12 protein-coding genes and 4 pseudogenes are annotated in these 18358 nt (G+C 33.1%); 4 read left to right on the forward strand and 12 right to left on the reverse strand.

What is annotated here, in order from left to right; genetic code table 11:
* Positions 1 to 129 precede the first annotated feature (129 nt).
* Positions 130 to 2487, reverse strand: a complete 2358-nt coding sequence (locus IGJ52_RS13855; protein ID WP_438792229.1) for a MucBP domain-containing protein — start codon at positions 2485 to 2487, stop codon at positions 130 to 132.
* 797 nt (positions 2488 to 3284) lie between these two features.
* On the opposite strand from IGJ52_RS13855, the gene IGJ52_RS13860 reads away from it, so the two are divergent.
* Positions 3285 to 5501 (forward strand): putative mucin/carbohydrate-binding domain-containing protein, encoded by a 2217-nt coding sequence (locus tag IGJ52_RS13860; protein ID WP_303060916.1) that lies wholly within the window; start codon positions 3285 to 3287, stop codon positions 5499 to 5501.
* 429 nt (positions 5502 to 5930) lie between these two features.
* On the opposite strand, the gene IGJ52_RS13865 is transcribed toward IGJ52_RS13860, so the two are convergent.
* The 3 genes from IGJ52_RS13865 to IGJ52_RS13875 form a co-directional block, all read right to left on the reverse strand.
* Positions 5931 to 7010, reverse strand: a complete 1080-nt coding sequence (locus tag IGJ52_RS13865) for a hypothetical protein (protein ID WP_438792230.1) — start codon at positions 7008 to 7010, stop codon at positions 5931 to 5933.
* On the reverse strand, positions 7003 to 7521 hold the full coding sequence (locus tag IGJ52_RS13870) for an RNA polymerase sigma factor (RefSeq protein ID WP_438792231.1): 519 nt from the start codon (positions 7519 to 7521) through the stop codon (positions 7003 to 7005). The genes IGJ52_RS13865 and IGJ52_RS13870 overlap by 8 nt, the downstream gene beginning before the upstream one ends.
* 135 nt (positions 7522 to 7656) lie before the next feature.
* The gene (locus IGJ52_RS13875; RefSeq protein ID WP_438792232.1) at positions 7657 to 8304 is read right to left on the reverse strand and encodes a hypothetical protein; all 648 of its coding nucleotides are present in this window, start codon (positions 8302 to 8304) and stop codon (positions 7657 to 7659) included.
* Positions 8305 to 8908: 604 nt separating this feature from the next.
* Here IGJ52_RS13875 and IGJ52_RS13880 point away from each other — a divergent pair.
* Positions 8909 to 9034, forward strand: a pseudogene (locus IGJ52_RS13880) (transposase); the annotation flags it as partial.
* Positions 9035 to 9319: 285 nt separating this feature from the next.
* Here the strand turns inward: IGJ52_RS13880 and IGJ52_RS13885 are convergent.
* Complete coding sequence (locus tag IGJ52_RS13885) at positions 9320 to 13591, reverse strand: MucBP domain-containing protein (RefSeq protein WP_438792233.1); 4272 nt, start codon at positions 13589 to 13591, stop codon at positions 9320 to 9322.
* A 186-nt stretch (positions 13592 to 13777) separates the two neighbouring features.
* Here IGJ52_RS13885 and IGJ52_RS13890 point away from each other — a divergent pair.
* Positions 13778 to 14224, forward strand: a pseudogene (locus IGJ52_RS13890) (IS6 family transposase); the annotation flags it as partial.
* 115 nt (positions 14225 to 14339) lie between these two features.
* On the opposite strand, the pseudogene IGJ52_RS13895 reads toward IGJ52_RS13890, so the two are convergent.
* The 7 genes and pseudogenes from IGJ52_RS13895 to IGJ52_RS13925 all read right to left on the reverse strand — a co-directional run.
* Positions 14340 to 15579: pseudogene (locus tag IGJ52_RS13895) on the reverse strand (IS4 family transposase).
* Between the two features lie 173 nt (positions 15580 to 15752).
* Positions 15753 to 15890, reverse strand: coding sequence for a hypothetical protein (locus IGJ52_RS13900; protein WP_438792234.1), 138 nt, complete (start codon positions 15888 to 15890; stop codon positions 15753 to 15755).
* A 272-nt stretch (positions 15891 to 16162) separates the two neighbouring features.
* On the reverse strand, positions 16163 to 16405 hold the full coding sequence (locus IGJ52_RS13905; RefSeq protein WP_289854265.1) for a hypothetical protein: 243 nt from the start codon (positions 16403 to 16405) through the stop codon (positions 16163 to 16165).
* A 158-nt stretch (positions 16406 to 16563) separates the two neighbouring features.
* Positions 16564 to 17142 carry a thermonuclease family protein gene (locus IGJ52_RS13910; RefSeq protein ID WP_438792235.1) on the reverse strand — a complete coding sequence of 193 codons (579 nt, stop codon included), beginning with the start codon at positions 17140 to 17142 and terminating at the stop codon, positions 16564 to 16566.
* Between the two features lie 11 nt (positions 17143 to 17153).
* The gene (locus tag IGJ52_RS13915) at positions 17154 to 17306 is read right to left on the reverse strand and encodes a hypothetical protein (RefSeq protein WP_425139586.1); all 153 of its coding nucleotides are present in this window, start codon (positions 17304 to 17306) and stop codon (positions 17154 to 17156) included.
* A gap of 13 nt (positions 17307 to 17319) precedes the next feature.
* Positions 17320 to 17772: a single-stranded DNA-binding protein gene (gene ssb, locus IGJ52_RS13920; RefSeq protein ID WP_438792236.1), complete on the reverse strand. Its 453-nt coding sequence runs from the start codon at positions 17770 to 17772 to the stop codon at positions 17320 to 17322.
* Between the two features lie 64 nt (positions 17773 to 17836).
* Positions 17837 to 18007 (reverse strand): annotated as a pseudogene (locus tag IGJ52_RS13925) (PcfR); the annotation flags it as partial.
* An 85-nt stretch (positions 18008 to 18092) separates the two neighbouring features.
* Here IGJ52_RS13925 and IGJ52_RS13930 point away from each other — a divergent pair.
* Positions 18093 to 18356, forward strand: coding sequence for a hypothetical protein (locus IGJ52_RS13930; RefSeq protein WP_438792237.1), 264 nt, complete (start codon positions 18093 to 18095; stop codon positions 18354 to 18356).
* Positions 18357 to 18358: the final 2 nt, after the last annotated feature.

Consider the following 18358-nt stretch of genomic DNA (forward strand, 5'->3'; position numbering starts at 1 on the left):
CAACCCAAATTAAAAAGTCCAGAGGATTTTCTCCTCTGGACTTGAATCGATTCTACAATTTCTCTTTACCAACATTATTTGAAAAAAATCCAAATAAATTTGAAATTTTTTAATTATGATTCTTTCTTACTATTTATGATGGCTATTTCTTGACTTTTGAAAACGTAAAACAGAAGTTATAAGAACTAGTACTAAAAATACTGAACCTATTCCAGTACTTATCAACGCCAGCCTTTTATTTTCACCAGTTTTGGGTAAAGTGTGCTGTGATGATGAATATGTTTCTTTGTTATTAGTTTTATCTTTATGGTCAAGCTTATTATCCGCTTTTGAGGCAGGATAAATTTTATATTTCATATACACATAAGTTACAGTCTGAGGTTGATCTGTGAACTTACCCGTAGGATTGCCTTGAACTTCTTTGAAAGTATAGCCATCAATCGCTTTTTGTTCAGTGGTGTAGTCATCTCCAACATTACCAGATTTCACTACTTCATCTGAAATCTTATTTCCTTCTGTATCAACATATTTGGCTGTCACTTCTGCTGCTTTTACTGGATTCTTCACGTATACATAAGTAACCGTTTGAGGTTGATCTGTGAACTTACCCGTAGGATTGCCTCGAACTTCTTTGAAAGTATAGCCATCAATCGCTTTTTGTTCAGTGGTGTAGTCATCTCCAATATTACCAGATTTCACTACTTCATCTGAAATCTTATTTCCTTCTGTATCAACATATTTGGCTGTCACTTCTGCTGCTTTTACTGGATTCTTCACGTATACATAAGTAACCGTTTGAGGTTGATCTGTGAACTTACCCGTAGGATTGCCTCGAACTTCTTTGAAAGTATAGCCATCAATCGCTTTTTGTTCAGTGGTGTAGTCATCTCCAATATTACCCGTTTTCACTACTTCATCTGAAATCTTATTTCCTTCTGTATCAACATATTTAGTTGTCACTTCTGCTGCTTTTACTGGATTCTTCACGTATACATAAGTAACCGTTTGAGGTTGGTCTGTGAACTTACCCGTAGGATTGCCTCGAACTTCTTTTAGAGTATATCCCTCTATTTCTAGCCTATAATTCGGCGTTGTTGCATCAAAAGATTCACCAATATTGCCACTAATCTTTTGAGAAGGTTTCAATTCATTCCCGTCCGTATCAATATAATTCACCGTAACATCTGCAGCGGCTTCTTGATGATTGATCGAAAATTGGTGCAAGTAGGTTCCTGATGAAATGGCATAAAAACTATAACCATCCGGTTGTGCATATGACCCAGCTGGATTATTATAAAAAGCATTGTATTCTATTGTTTCAATATTTTCAAATTCACTTTGAGTAACCCCAGATACAGCAATCCCATCTTCAGTAATAGTTAATCTTGAAGAAGGTATCTGCACACCATTCAAATCAAAGTATGTCTGACTAGTACTATTTGATGTTGTAAAAGGAGGCTGATACCCATCAAAATTTGTTAATCGATTAGGCATAATGGAAAACGGAACAAAAAATGATTGATTATTGGGATCATAGTTTAACTCTTTTGCAGATAGTGAAGTGACTGCGTCATTTCTTCCTGTATTTTGACCATATGCGGCCAGACTTGATAATTTTGGGAAATCATTTATCACAGTAAAATCTGTCACACCACAAGTCTGAATTCTTAATTCTGTTAAATTTGGCAATGCAGACAACGGTGCAATAGTCGTAATATTCATATTAGACTCAAAACTTAGCGACTCTAGTCCTTTCATATTAACAATTTTTGAAAACACTGCATCGGTTACGCTTGCGGAACTAAGATTTAGTCTAGTTACATTGTCACCAAAGTTTGGTACATTATCATCGGTTACATTTGCTCCCATTAAATATACATAAGCTAACTTATTTAAAGACTTTAAAACTGAAAAGTCAGTAATCTGATTTTGTCCGCTCATATAAAAGGATGATAAATTCATAGCAAATTCTAATCCCTTCAAATCAGCAATAGCGGAATCTGCAGCGTATATATAAAGAGTCTGAAGTTTATTCATCTGTTCCTTCGTGATTTCGGATACATCTATCCCTAGTGATTTAGCAACCACGGACTGTAGCGTTGGATCTGGCATCCAAGTTGCAAGGTCTTCTTTACCATTAGCCATAGCGACTTCAGATTGATCTTCAGAAGCTTGTCCTGTTGTTTCATTTTTGACTTGGTTATTTCCATGAGTTTCACCGTAATATTCTGCGCCGTTAGTAGAGTTTTCCGTAATTGTTTCTTCTGTGGACTCATTTTTATCTTCTGTCGAAGAATCAGAGGATCTCTCTGACGTTCTTGAAGAATCCAACGTTATATTTGCCTTATTCATTTTTTCAGAATCTTCACTAATTGTTTGCTCTAGACTCTCTTGCTGATCATCTGCTCGAACATTCACAATCGGAGTCAAAAAAGACGTCACTATTAAACTTGCTAAAGATATGTAGGAAAAAGCTTTCTTTTTCATTGTCATCTCCTTCTAGCGATTTTAAAACCACCGAAATGTATTAATTTGTGTACCTGATATATTATAACAATATTTTAATAAATTAACAATTATTTAATGTACATTAGATGAAAACAATAATTTGGAAGAAAAATATACATGGTGATATATAGCTTACAGAGTGAGAAAAAAGAGTAGTAAAAGCAACTGCTCAAAGAGATAGCTCTTTAAAGAAGTGATTTGTGCTTCCTACAATTTTTTATGCCATTTCATTATTGAATAGACAATTATTTTAAAGAAATAATAATTTACAACAATATATACTTATTGGTACTTTTGCATCAGTAACTTATAATAGTTATTTTGTATTTTATTATTGGCGAAGCTTTCTAAATTTTTCTTTATACTATCAGCTTTTCTTGTCTGTAAATCTATATATGATAAAGGTAATCCAATATTCTTAATTTTTTCATCAAGATACGATGTATCCACCTCATTATACATAATAATATCTGCATTAGGAATATCATCTTGTGCTATATCATAACTAATTATAGTTAAATCCCATTCAGGTTGTAATTCTTTTTTTAACTTGTCTTGAAATCTCTTAGAACTTATTCACACCATAGCATAACCACTACTTCTAATAACAGTTCCATTAGTATTTATTGTATAAATCCATACTACACTTTTCATAATTTTTTCTCTCCTTTTAACAAAATCCCTGATTTTCTGGACGTTCAGTTTATCGTTTGCTAATACTAATAATATCGTTTAATCTAATATTATATAAAAGAATAAGTTATGGGAGGGATTTTATGAGAAAAAGTAGTTTATTTGTGTTTGTACTACTAGTTATGGGTTGTTTATTTTCTTTAAATGTAGAAGCACAAGGAATTGAGAAAAAGGAGATTTTTAATATTTCGGAACCTACATGGATTTTTAATGCTGGAATGAGCAAAGGAAAAAATCATGATCGGCAAGATTTAGGTTTTATCTTGCGAGAAAATACGGAATTAAAGATGAGGCAAACAAATCCTAATTTTAAAGGTAAATTGACGGTTAAATTATTAGGGAATGACTCTAAAATAGAAAAGAGTGTACAAGTCGGTACAGATTGGATAACTATTCAGGCATCGGATCCCTTGGTACCGTTTGTTGACACACCTTATGGAGACAATGCTGCACAATTAGAATATGAAATTAATGATTTTAAATCACAAAAGCCTTTACCAATTTATGAATACCACAATAATAGAGATGAATTTTTTAATACATGGGATAAGTTTGATGGAAATTATGCGTTGGTTAAAGGGGTAGATTTTCAATTACTGATACCTAAAAAAGACAAAGAAAGCGTAAGAAATTTAAAAGATTTTCAGTCTATAGATCAATTAATCGAGCATTATAATGACTTATTTTCTTACTACAATCAAATTGCTGGATTCGATAGCTCTTCTGATGTAAACAAAAATGGAAAAAATCGTTATTTTTTAAAAGCAGATAAGAATGGTGCGGGCGGCGCATACTATGGCACTAACTGGACAGCAAATAGCTATGATACAATCGACATGTGGTTGACAAAAAACAGTTGGGGGACGTTACATGAAATTGCTCATGGCTATCAAGCAGGATTTGATGGTGTAGGAATGTATACAGGAGAAGTATCCAATAATTTATTTGGTGTACAATATCAATACAATAAATATGGAAAAGAAGCCGATAATATCGGTTGGTTATTTGATTATGGAAATAAAGAAAAAGTGGATACTGATCTTTACACGAAAATGATATATCAAGAAGGATCCTATGATTCGGTAGGTCTACGAGAAAAACTGATTCTGTTATCTTTATTGAAGCAAAAAGCTGGTGATAATTCATTCACGAAAATGTATCAAGAATACCGTAAGTTAGCAAACCAGCAAAATTTCAATAGAGCAGATTATCCTTTACCAGATTTAATGAATCGTATTTATAGTGAAAATAGTAAGCAAGATTTCACCCCTGTTTTAGAAAGATGGGGCTTATCTGTCAATGATTCTCAAGGAGAAAAGAACCGCGTTTCTGGATTCCCAGCCATTGCTTCTTTAGCTGACATTGTTCCAGAAAGTGAACTTGCTCGTGCACGTGAATTAATAGACCCTTCTTATTTAATTAACTCAAATTTTGAGATGGTTAGTAATGCTGAAATATCCTCTCTTAATTTAGCTGGAAATCTTACGATACAATTAAATACAACAAATATTAATGAGTTAAATGGTATAAAAGTAGCTTTAAAAGATGGTAAACAAGAACTAGCTACGCAAGATATTCAAGAAGGAAAACTGACATTTAAAAATATCCCTAATGGCGTATATCACTTAGAATTTTATGGTGAACAAATGAAAAACTATGTGCCAAAAACTCTCTATGTATATGTTAAAGACGCTGAAAATACTTCAAGTGTTAACGTAGAAAAAATCAATAGGAGTTCTTTAATGAACCAACAATTAAATTTTCTTGGTTTAGGTAATGCAAACTTTGGTTCTTTTTCAACTAATCTGAATAATCAAGAAGCCACTGTTTCAATTACCAGTGCAAACCCACATAGTTATTTTCAAGGAGAGTTATATACGAAAGTCACCATAAAGAATTCAAAAGGAGAAACAAAATATGAAAAATCTGTCGAAGGAACGAACGCGGAAGTTGGAACAGATAAGATTAAACTAGAAGAAAGTGATGTAGTTGAAATCTTTCATGCAGAGACAAAAGGACGTTTAACTTGTTTAGAAAATATTATTGATAAAACGAAAAATACAAATAGTTGGGTTGTCACAAAGTTTGGATTACAAAACCAAACGCTGAAAAATGATTCTCAGCAAGATTTAATTCGTAAAATTGATGAACGCGGGAACGTTCTTTTACAGCAAGAAGAATTATATCCGATATCATTTGAACTATCGTCAGAAAAAAAACAATTGTTTCATGCAATTCAGGTTTTGGATGAGCCGTATAAAGCACAATATATGGATAAATTTTCAGTGTTATTTTCGTAATACTTAATAAGGACGTTTATAAAGCTAACAGATAGCAAGCAGTACTCTTACTATCTGTTAGCTTTATTTCTCATACTATATGCAATTATCAGATCAAGAATTATCTATGCCAAATAAAAATAAAATTTTTGCCATTTAAAAAGGAAAATAGCCTCCAATTATAGCACTAAAAAACAAAGAGGTCAAAAACTTAGAAGTTTCTGACCTTGTGTTTGGCCCATTATTTTACATGTAAATTTTATGCTATAAAATATCTAAAGATAAGAATTAATAAATACCAAATATGAGTATACTCATATTTTACAAAAATAGTATATCTGAAGTTAATTAAAAGACCAGCAGAAAACAGTCTGCTGGTCTTTTAAACTTTTACCTCAAATTATGATGTATAAGGTTAATATGGGGAAGTAATGTTACACATAATTATCGTTACTCGTTTTGTAAATTAAAAGAACCCACTCTTTTAAGAGTATTTCCAAAACCATCACTTTCATTTAATTGGATTTTGTACGTTGTTTTACCTTTATCAAACGCACTAAGACTAAATGTTAGCTCATAGATTTCGTTTTCTGGATCATATGTTTCCCTTGTTATGAAAGCTGGTGACATTTCAAAACCATCTTTATAAATTACTACATAAGGATTTACTAGATTCTGTAGCGGAGCTTTAAACTTTACAGTTGTTTGTAAGGCGTCACTAACAGCGGTTACGTTTTCTATATTCTCTTCGTTAGATATTTTAGGTGATTCTGTACCTAAAAGCGGTTTGTAATTAATAGGATAACTCCAATCCCCTTCATATTTCAACGCAGGATTTACACTAAATGATCCATTTGTAACTCCATCCGCATTATTTTTTGCTGAATTATATTCATCCATATCTATCCATTCTAAACTGTAGATATGCAATATTAACTTTTTATCTTCAGGCAATTTAGATTCATCAAACGTTGAAATAACTGATCCATAGAATGTATCATTTTCTACTCGATAAGTCGATACCATTCCCACTCCGCCATAAAAATCTTCCGAACTACCTTCTGTAGTAAGGCCAATATTAATCATTTGCTTATCGATATTAGACTGAGCATTTTTTTCTAAAAGTTTACGTAACTTATCATCACGAATTTTGAATTGATAATCAAATGCAAACTTTTTCTTAGTCGATACGAATTTTGTAAGTTTAATTTCTAAATCATTTTGTGTGCTACTTAGATTTAAATCAATTGGATTGTTTCCTACATCTTCTATTTTTTTTACAGCTTGATCTTGACTTATACCTAAAGCTTTCTCAATAGCAGAACCTACTGGTGTTTGAGTCACTATTACTAATATACCTGCAATCACTGCAATAAATATTGCTGTTAGTGATTTGTTATTAAAATAATTCTTTTTTTTCTTAACTATATTTTTAGTTGGTAATTTTTTTCTACTTTGAGTTAATCTATCTAATATTTCTTTTGGAATTTCTTGTTCTTCTTCAAATATTTTTTTTATTTTGTCATCCATACTTTTTCTCCTCCAACCTTTTTTTTAAAACTTCTCGTCCTCTGGTAATCCTAGTTTTAACAGTATTGACCGATAGGCCTTGCTGTTGTGCAATCTCTTTAGCACTAAATCCAGCGTAATAATATAGTACTAATGAAATCCTGTAAATATCTGGAATTTCAGATAGTAACTCTTTGACAAAAAAGTGTTCTTCTTTACTATAAAAATCAGTGAATATATTTTCCTCTAGTTCAATAAAATTTTGTCTCTTCACTAACATATTTTTTGCAATATTAGTCATTATTCTAAATATCCATGTATTAAACGATCCTTCATCTTTTAGCGTCTCTATTTTTTGCCATGCTTTAAACTCTGTTTCCTGCAAGCAATCTCCTGCGTCTTCATAATTCAACAGAATTTTATACGCTGAGTTATACAATATAGTTTGATAGGATTCGCAAAGCTTTACAAAAGCATCCACGTCACCCTCTTTGGCTTTTTGAACTAGACTTATTTGTATCTTTTTATTCATAATACACCTCACTTTTATTACTTCTATACTTATTAGACAATAGTTTTACTGAAAAAGTTTCATTAACATATAAAAAACAGAAGAAACATAAAATTTCTTCTGTTTTTTATATGTTAATGTATAGTTTAATTGTTATTATTGAATGTAATATCTACTTCCGTATACAGGATTATAAGTTGAAAAGTATCCATTTAATCCTGAAGAACGATAATAAACATATGGCCCAGCGATCGGTACTACATGTGAGCTAACTTGAGAATTATTTGTATTTCTACTTAATACAAAATTAAAAGAATCAAAAATAGCTCTTACCCCAAAGTAAGGGTTCGCACCATAATCATGAAATTTAAACCTATACCCACTATATCTCCAACCTGAGCCGCTAAATGCACTTGACTCATAAATAAAGTTTAAGTAATACGGAGTTGTTGGAATACTTGCCCCATATGGTTGTGGCTTTAAAGAACCATCTATTATATCACTATCTGACACAGTTTTCCCATCAGAACCTACAGCAAGATAACCTGCATCATAAAGATTATCAGTATCACTCATAGAATAAGCTTTTATTTTATTTTCTTCAATAAAATTGACGTATGCTTTCGATTCATCACTTGACATAATTCTATCCGAAATTGGATTGTATACTAGCGCTCCATTGTTTTCTACTTCTGACTTCATGTCATCGTATGAAGCAGCATTAGTGCTGCTTGGACTAATAAAAAATCCTACAGTACTTATAACACCTACCAGCAAACTTTTACACAATAAATTTAATTTCATTGGTTTCTCCTCACAATTTTATTAAGAAAGCGCTTGCTACAATTTATTATACTTTAAATTAAAATAGTTGTAAATAAATTATTAAACAATTTTTCTTTAATATAATAATGTATATTTTAGGTAGCATTTTAATTAGTTGCTCAACTTAAATGACCTTTTATCCTTTGCTTGTTTTTCTGAAGTAAATCAAAGACTCAACATGGCATACCCTGCTGGCACTTAATGATTATTTTTCTACTAATAGAAGATAGGATGTAAAAAATTACTAAAAAAATCGATTTGAAAATGTTATATCATGAAAGTAAAAAGGAAAGAACCGAAAAACAAACGAAAATGGACCGAGCGTTAGAAGGAGCCGTGTGTGTTTTTCTAAGAAACACAGCTGATGATCCAATTTTAAAGATTACTATGAGCTAGGAGAATACGAATGGATGAAAAAAGAAAAGATAAAATTCAACGGTTGTTAGCACTAGCAACGTATTTTGATGCCTTTCTTACGTAAAGTGTTTCTCACTTTGCCAACTACTTATTAAACTACTTTACACACCTTTAAAAAGTAACAAAAACAGATTCATCATGCCTTGAATTATTCTTTATTCGAATTGGACAATTGGAGCGTCTAAATAACCATATCAAAGTGTTAAAGCGGAATACCTATGGTTTTCGTAACTTTAATAATTTCAAATTGCATATTTTCCTCCAACAAGGACAGGCCATACAAACCAAATAAAAAAATCCAGAGGATTTTCTCCTCTGGACTCGACATGATTCTAGAATTTCTCTTTACCAACATTATTTGACAAAGAACCGCTTTTCTACCGTGCATTTTCGTTTCTATGTTTCATGTACCACATAACCAATGCTTGGAACCACCTGCTATGCAGGTGGTTTTCAATACATGCAACAAAATCAAGCGGTCCCATGCTCGTTATGAGAGAAAATGGACTTATATTTTATGATTAAAAACTTTTTTAATCATAAAGGACTATACTAATAGCTAGTTTGGTTTTAAATATTAATATTTGCGCTTATAAAAGATACCAACTACAGAAATAAAAACACTCAAAAAACCAGAGAACATTATCATGGAAGAGTCGGAATCTCCTGTTAAAGGAAGAACTTTTTTAGTTTCTTTGTATGAGTTTGTGTTGAGGTTAGAATTAACGTTTTTAGTAGTTATTTTATTATTATATGGATTAACATCTATAGAGTAAGTTAACGTGACTGTTTGAGCTTTATCAGACAGCTCAGAGACTTCTTTATCTGCAGAAACAAATGCATATCCTTTAATAGCTATCTCGTATTTTTTTAAATCTACCTTATCACCGATAAAGCCAGTGACTGTCACTGGAGAGACATCAGCGATGGGTTTACCTTCTTGGTCAACATAGTTGATGGTTAAAGGTTGGGCTTCTACATGTTTATAAGTTAACGTGACTGTTTGAGCTTTATCAGACAGCTTAGAGACTTCTTTATCTGCAGAAACAAATGTATATCCTTTAATAGCTATCTCATATTTTTTTAAATCTACCTTATCACCGATAAAGCCAGTGACTGTCACTGGAGAGACATCAGCGATGGGTTTACCTTCTTGGTCAACATAGTTGATGGTTAAAGGTTGGGCTTCTACATGTTTATAAGTTAACGTGACTGTTTGAGCTTTATCAGACAGCTTAGAGACTTCTTTATCTGCAGAAACAAATGTATATCCTTTAATAGCTATCTCATATTTTTTTAAATCTACCTTATCACCGATAAAGCCAGTGACTGTCACTGGAGAGACATCAGCGATGGGTTTACCTTCTTGGTCAACATAGTTGATGATTAAAGGTTGGGCTTTTGCTTTATAAGTTAACGTGACTGTTTGAGCTTTATCAGACAGCTCAGAGACTTCTTTATCTGCAGAAACAAATGTATATCCTTTAATAGCTATCTCATATTTTTTTAAATCTACCTTATCACCGATAAAGCCAGTGATTGTCACTGGAGAGACATCAGCGATGGGTTTACCTTCTTGGTCAACATAGTTGATGGTTAAAGGTTGGGCTTCTACATGTTTATAAGTTAACGTGACTGTTTGAGCTTTATCAGACAGCTCAGAGACTTCTTTATCTGCAGAAACAAATGCATATCCTTTAATAGCTATCTCGTATTTTTTTAAATCTACCTTATCACCGATAAAGCCAGTGATTGTCACTGGAGAGACATCAGCGATGGGTTTACCTTCTTGGTCAACATAGTTGATGATTAAAGGTTGGGCTTTTGCTTTATAAGTTAACGTGACTGTTTGAGCTTTATCAGACAGCTCAGAGACTTCTTTATCTGCAGAAACAAATGCATATCCTTTAATAGCTATCTCGTATTTTTTTAAATCTACCTTATCACCGATAAAGCCAGTGATTGTCACTGGAGAGACATCAGCGATGGGTTTACCTTCTTGGTCAACATAGTTGATGGTTAAAGGTTGGGCTTCTACATGTTTATAAGTTAACGTGACTGTTTGAGCTTTATCAGACAGCTCAGAGACTTCTTTATCTGCAGAAACAAATGCATATCCTTTAATAGCTATCTCGTATTTTTTTAAATCTACCTTATCACCGATAAAGCCAGTGATTGTCACTGGAGAGACATCAGCGATGGGTTTGCCTTCTTGGTCAACATAGTTGATGGTTAAAGGTTGGGCTTCTACATGTTTATAAGTTAACGTGACTGTTTGAGCTTTATCAGACAGCTCAGAGACTTCTTTATCTGCAGAAACAAATGCATATCCTTTAATAGCTATCTCGTATTTTTTTAAATCTACCTTATCACCGATAAAGCCAGTGATTGTCACTGGAGAGACATCAGCGATGGGTTTACCTTCTTGGTCAACATAGTTGATGGTTAAAGGTTGGGCTTCTACATGTTTATAAGTTAACGTGACTGTTTGAGCTTTATCAGACAGCTCAGAGACTTCTTTATCTGCAGAAACAAATGCATATCCTTTAATAGCTATCTCGTATTTTTTTAAATCTACCTTATCACCGATAAAGCCAGTGATTGTCACTGGAGAGACATCAGCGATGGGTTTGCCTTCTTGGTCAACATAGTTGATGGTTAAAGGTTGGGCTTCTACATGTTTATAAGTTAACGTGACTGTTTGAGCTTTATCAGACAGCTCAGAGACTTCTTTATCTGCAGAAACAAATGCATATCCTTTAATAGCTATCTCGTATTTTTTTAAATCTACCTTATCACCGATAAAGCCAGTGATTGTCACTGGAGAGACATCAGCGATGGGTTTGCCTTCTTGGTCAACATAGTTGATGGTTAAAGGTTGGGCTTCTACATGTTTATAAGTTAACGTGACTGTTTGAGCTTTATCAGACAGCTCAGAGACTTCTTTATCTGCAGAAACAAATGCATATCCTTTAATAGCTATCTCGTATTTTTTTAAATCTACCTTATCACCGATAAAGCCAGTGATTGTCACTGGAGAGACATCAGCGATGGGTTTGCCTTCTTGGTCAACATAGTTGATGGTTAAAGGTTGGGCTTCTACATGTTTATAAGTTAACGTGACTGTTTGAGCTTTATCAGACAGCTCAGAGACTTCTTTATCTGCAGAAACAAATGCATATCCTTTAATAGCTATCTCATATTTTTTTAAATCTACCTTATCACCGATAAAGCCAGTGATTGTCACTGGAGAGACATCAGCGATGGGTTTACCTTCTTGGTCAACATAGTTGATGGTTAAAGGTTGGGCTTCTACATGTTTATAAGTTAACGTGACTGTTTGAGCTTTATCAGACAGCTCAGAGACTTCTTTATCTGCAGAAACAAATGCATATCCTTTAATAGCTATCTCGTATTTTTTTAAATCTACCTTATCACCGATAAAGCCAGTGATTGTCACTGGAGAGACATCAGCGATGGGTTTGCCTTCTTGGTCAACATAGTTGATGGTTAAAGGTTGGGCTTCTACATGTTTATAAGTTAACGTGACTGTTTGAACTTTATCAGACAGCTCAGAGACTTCTTTATCTGCAGAAACAAATGCATATCCTTTAATAGCTATCTCATATTTTTTTAAATCTACCTTATCACCGATAAAGCCAGTGATTGTCACTGGAGAGACATCAGCGATGGGTTTGCCTTCTTGGTCAACATAGTTGATGGTTAAAGGTTGGGCTTTTTTCTCAAATAATACATAAGTATCTGCATCAGTATCCCCATGATAATTAGCTGTAAACTGGGCAGATGTCCAAGAATGAGCACCTTCTGGATTGTCCTCTGATCCCGTACCTATATTTTGCCACGATTTACCAATATTATCGTTGGAAGGCTCAGGTAATTCGGTGCCAGCAATTGTTTTAACATATTTACCTAAAGTCAACTTGTTTAATGAATTACAGCCATAAAACATACTAGACATGTTAGTAACTTTAGAAGTATCAAAATTACTTAGATTTAGATATGTTAAAGAGTTACAGTCTAAAAACATTTTAGACATGTCTGTAACGTTAGAAGTGTCCAAGTTACTTACATCTAGGAATCTTAAAGAGCTTAAACCTGGCATTATGGAAGTTTCAAACATACCAGACATGTTAGTAACTTTAGAAGTATCAAAATTGCTTGTATCTATAGATATCAAAGAGGTACAATTAAAAAACATATTAGACATATTAATAGCATTAGAAGTATTAAGATTTTCTAGTCCTTCAATACTTGAACAGTCTGTCATGTTTGCAAATAAGTTTTCCGAATTTTCAGGAGCTACCACAGTACCTATAATTTTTATCGATTTAACAGAAGACTTATAAATTTTAGTACCCGAAAAAACAGAGTCGTACCTGTGGGTAGGCTGAATACCTGCAGTTCCTGTTCCAATAGTCAATACTCCATTATCATCTAATGAAATGGGGCATGTCCCCCAAGTTCCTGTTTGCTCTGTTCCTGCAGTAGTTTTTGTTGAAGAATCTACGATAGTACTTGGTGCTGTTGAACTAATTGTTGTATCTTCCTTACTTGTTGTAACGGATTCCTGTGTTGATCTATCGTTTGACTCATTCATATTTGAACCTATACTAGCTGAAGATTCTGGAATAGATGTAGGATTTTCGTCATAATTTGTATTTGAAATAACAGTTAAAGGCGCAATTTTTTTTTGTAGACTTTCTGAACTAGTTTGTGTATCGGCTAGCACATCATTAGTAGGTATAATTATACTTAAGATTAATAAGTTACACATAAATAAGCTAGAAAATTTTCGTATTGTTTTGAGTTTAATTACTTTGTCCGTCATAAATGAAATTCCTTCCTTGATTTTAATACTATCCTATCCTATATTAATTCATATAAAATTGCAATCATTAATATTTATTAGGAAACGGGGTATTTTTGGTTGTGTTGCAAAGTTTTTCTCCCCTCGATTTTTCGCTATAATTGATCATAAATTAGCAGATGGAGGGTATGATCATGAACAAACACTTCCAAATTCTGGCGGATTGACGAGACTTACATCAACGTCAAAGGAAAAGATCGCTTTTTGTATCGGGCTATTGATTCTAATGGAAATACCTTAGATATGTGGCTACGATATAATCGAGATACTTTCTCAACAAAAGCATTTATCAAGCGATTACTGCGTGACTATGGACAACCACGCGCTATCGTTACGGATAAACATGCCCCATCTTTAAAATCAATCAAAGAGCTAAAAGAAGAGGGCTATCTGGATAAAAAAGTGCCGCATTGGAAGTCTAAATACCTCAATAATATCTTAGAGCAGGATCACCGACAGGTGAAGGTCAAGCTTCCTTATGGCAATAGCTTTCAATCAACGCACACAGCAGCTATTACGATTAAAGGCATTGAAGTGGTTTCTGCCCTATACAAAGAAAGTCGAAGAGAAATTACCCCAATGTCATTAAGTTAAGGCAAAAAAGTAAATAATAGTCTCAAGTATATCACTTTTTCTTATTAACTTGACTAATTTTATATTTTTGAGCAACACAAAAAACGTCCTATATGCTATAGTCCGATTTATAATATTAGGCAATACGATATAAAAACCCAACAAATTTCTTTTTTGTTATATTTCTCTGATCACTCCGATTCTGTCGTACGGGGAGGAGATATCTTCTTATCAAAATTTCTACATTGACGGTTTGGTCAAGAAAAAATCTTTTACGAATACCTATAGCTTGTGTGAAATTAAGCTGATAGAACTGCTTTAAAGGAGCTGATAACGCCACTACCTGAGTAATTTCCATTGAAAAGTTGTATATAATGAAACGCGCGTAAATTTCTTGAATAATAAACTCTAGTTTCTTTGAGTGGAATTGGTTTAAACCTAAGGCATATTTTAATTCTCTAAAGGAAGTTTCAATTCCCAAACATAAGTGATAAAGAACTTTTAAATCTTCGCTTTTAAAAGTGAAGGAATCAAGATTCGTGACTAAAGATTCATAACTATCCTCGCTCAACTTAATCCGAACAACTCTGAGACTAACGGGATAGCTTTCTTTTGAATCGGGGGAAGATAATCAAAGATTAACCTCTTTATCAAACTTTCCTTTTTGAGGTAATCCAAATCCTTTAAGAAAACCATTACTTCTGGTATCTTTTACTCGAATTACGAATTTTTGACCACTTTTTCTAATATGTTCGTACACGTTAAATGACTCATGACCACGACCTGAAATAATAATTATCGGCTTTTCAAAAGTAAACCCATCAACCATTTGACACAAACTGCTTCGTTCGTCTAGATGTCCAATTTTTTGGAAGCTTCCCGATGCATAGTATTTATTTAATGGATCATATAAAGCATTGAGATGAAAAGATCCTACAGATTTGTCAAATTTTCCGATGGTGTAGTGGGATTCAGGATCGTTTTCATCATAAGGGATATTAATATCGGAACCATCATGAATCAATAATTGGTATCCTTATATTGCTTATTTTGGTTACTTGAAGGAACGGTTCGGTAGAAGAGTTGTTTGAAAGCTTCAATCTTTATTTTACTTCGAGCCTGTACAAATGCGGAAGCAGTTGGCGTTTGAAGTGTAAAATCAAAGTAAGGGAATAATTCACTAGAAATACTTTGTCCACCGAAAGAGAGAATAATTTTGAGAGTTGTCTCAAAAGATAACTATTTCGAGAAAAATCAGTCGGAGATTAAGCAAAAATTTTAGGTTAATTTGTAATACAGCGAATGTGATTTTCTAAATTTTGTTTGATTTTATGAGCTACTTGAAGTGTGGATGAAATCTTGATAGTATTAGACATAAGGACACCTCCAGAATACGTAACACTATGACGTTTTATTATTGTTAAAATAATTGTATCAAGAGAGTGTCCTTTTACATAGAAAAAATAAAGCAGGAAGACTTAATTGTTTTCCTGCTTTATTTTTTTCTTAACTTAATGACATTGGAGTATACCCTGTTGGTTCTTAATGATTACTTTTCTATGTTCACTTTCTCTAAAACATAATTTATATCATCTTGAGTCCATCTCGGATCAATTACAATAAATCCTTCCAATTCTCCACTTTTAACGACTGAAATTGTCACTATGTCAGAATCAAAGTTACTCATCATTAAATCCTCCTCAATAGATTATTTTTCTTAAACTATATCATAGACATTTGATTTTTTCTTTAATGAGATATACCAATAATATCTAAAAACTAACAACATTTACTTATAATTGCTTTGTACTTGCTATTAATGGTATAAATATACTGTAGGAAGCACAAATCACTTCTTTACAAATCTATCTCTTTTGCCAGTCGGCGGAAAACGGCTGGCTATTTATCTGGTAACAAAATAAAAGCAATCAGTGGTCGATTGCTTTTTTGTATACCTACCTAATGTAATTCTTTGTACGAAAGGTACAACAAATAGTTTGTTTTTTCTATGAATTGATACAGAGCCAGTTTTATTGAAGTACTCAAATCCATCATCTTGTCTATTCTACTTTCTATTTCTTCCTTGTTATAAGTAAAAAAATTATCTTCCCATACTAACGCTATTACTAATTCTTCTTCATGAAAACTTATAAAGTAGGTACATCCATAAGAATTTCCTCTTTCATGAGCATAAATTTGCATACGAACCTTTTCCTTCCCTTTTTATTTGTGGACATCAAAGGCTATTTTACCACTATTTTTTATTATTCATCTCCTCTTAATTGCTTGTTGTGCGCCAATTCTAATTCATCCGCTATTTGCCTTAACCATTGAATTATTTATTTGCTCCTTTATCTTCTTTATTTATACCCTCTTTCAATTACATATCCTGGTATGCTCCAAATTCCGAGTGATTCCTTTTTAGCCTTTTCTTGTTCTTCCTCTAATTCTAGTAGATACTTAGTGTTAGGCTCTTTGACATAAGCCACACGTGCTAAACCTTCACTCACAAGTATTTTTTGTAATAATGTTCCATCTACAAAAATATACCCTAACACTCGTCCGTATCGATCTGTTTTATTGCCACTATCGTATTCAAAAGTAATTTCTGAAGCAGTAGACAAAAGCTCTTTTGTACGTTTGCTAGATTCTAAGCCAAAGGGCTGAACTTTTGTATTTGGTTTGACGGTCTCCGGTGTATCGATTAATAAAAAGCGTACTTTATGTTCTTTTCCTTCAATCTTCAAAACCGTTGGGTCACCGTCTACGTGTCGAACAAAGTCAGCTGGTGTACGTTTATCGTTTGAAATAGTTTGAGTAAAATTACCAGTAACATCCTTTGAAATACCTTGTACTTTTTGTTCAAAGTTTGCGCATCCTGATAATAGCAAAGTGGCTGCTGTTAGTAGTAGCCACTTTTTTCCAATAAATAGTTTCATTTCCTAACTCCTTAACTTTTTTTCCGTTTTAATAAATAATCGATTTTCTTTTTTTCTAACCTATCAAACGTTAATCCTTCAACAGCTCGTTCCCATTTTGTTTGTTGTGTTGTACGTTTCTTTGTACTGTCTGCATATATTTTTTGTAAATTTTCATTACCCATGAGTCAATCCTCCTTAAAACGGTAAGTCATGATCTGAAATCTTAATAGAACTACCGTCTAAATCTGGAAATGGTTGTTGCGTATTGCTTGCCTGCTGTCCTACTGGATTAGGATTAGAAGCGTTAACACCACGTTGTTGACTAACTTCTTTTGACTCTAACAATTGGAAGCTTTCTACGACCACTTCTGTCACATAAATACGTTGTCCTTGTTGATTCTCATAGTTACGTGTTTGAAGTCTACCCACAAGACCAATCAATGTTCCTTTTCGTGTATAGTTTGCTAAAGTTTCTGCAGGTTTACGCCAAATAACACAGTTCGCATAGTCCGCTTCACGTTCGCCAGTTTGATTTGTAAAATTCCGGTTAACTGCTAATGTAAATGCAGCAACAGCTGTCCCATTTGCCGTATAACGCAAATCACAGTCTTTTGTAAGCCTTCCTACTAAAGTCACATTATTAATCATTAAAAATACCTCTTTCTATTATTTTTATAAAGTGATTGCAACTGGTATTATCACTTCTCAATATTTATTGTTTTACTAAACTGCCAAATAAATTTTTAAATTTGACTTCACCAAATTCTGAAAGAAACAGGTCCGTTTCGTTTAATCCATAAGTGTATTGGTAATTTTCTTCAATACTTTCATGGTCTATTGACCACTCATTTTCGAATGGTGATACATAAAATAAGTACAGCAAAATAGATAGTTCTTCCTTGCATACTTATTGCGTTAAACATATCCTTTACGCTATGATAAAAAGAAACACCGAAAGGGCTGATAATTTGGATACTAAAACACTTGGACATTATCAAAAATGGTGTCAAGAAAACTTACTCAATCGAACAGAAGCCATGGCCATCACAAAACAAAGCAAGACGGCTTTTGCACAATCCGTTTACACCAAACAATTAATTCCTTTTATTGAAAAAAAAGGTGAAAAACCGTCTGGAACCGTTCGCTTATTTTTAAAACAAGACGTAGAAGAATACGCGACAAGAATACAAAATAGACAACAGAATCAACCAACAAAGAAGTCACCACGATAATG

The sequence above is a fragment of the Enterococcus sp. DIV1758 genome (genome assembly GCF_051711985.1).
Taxonomy (GTDB): Bacteria; Bacillota; Bacilli; order Lactobacillales; family Enterococcaceae; genus Enterococcus; species Enterococcus faecalis.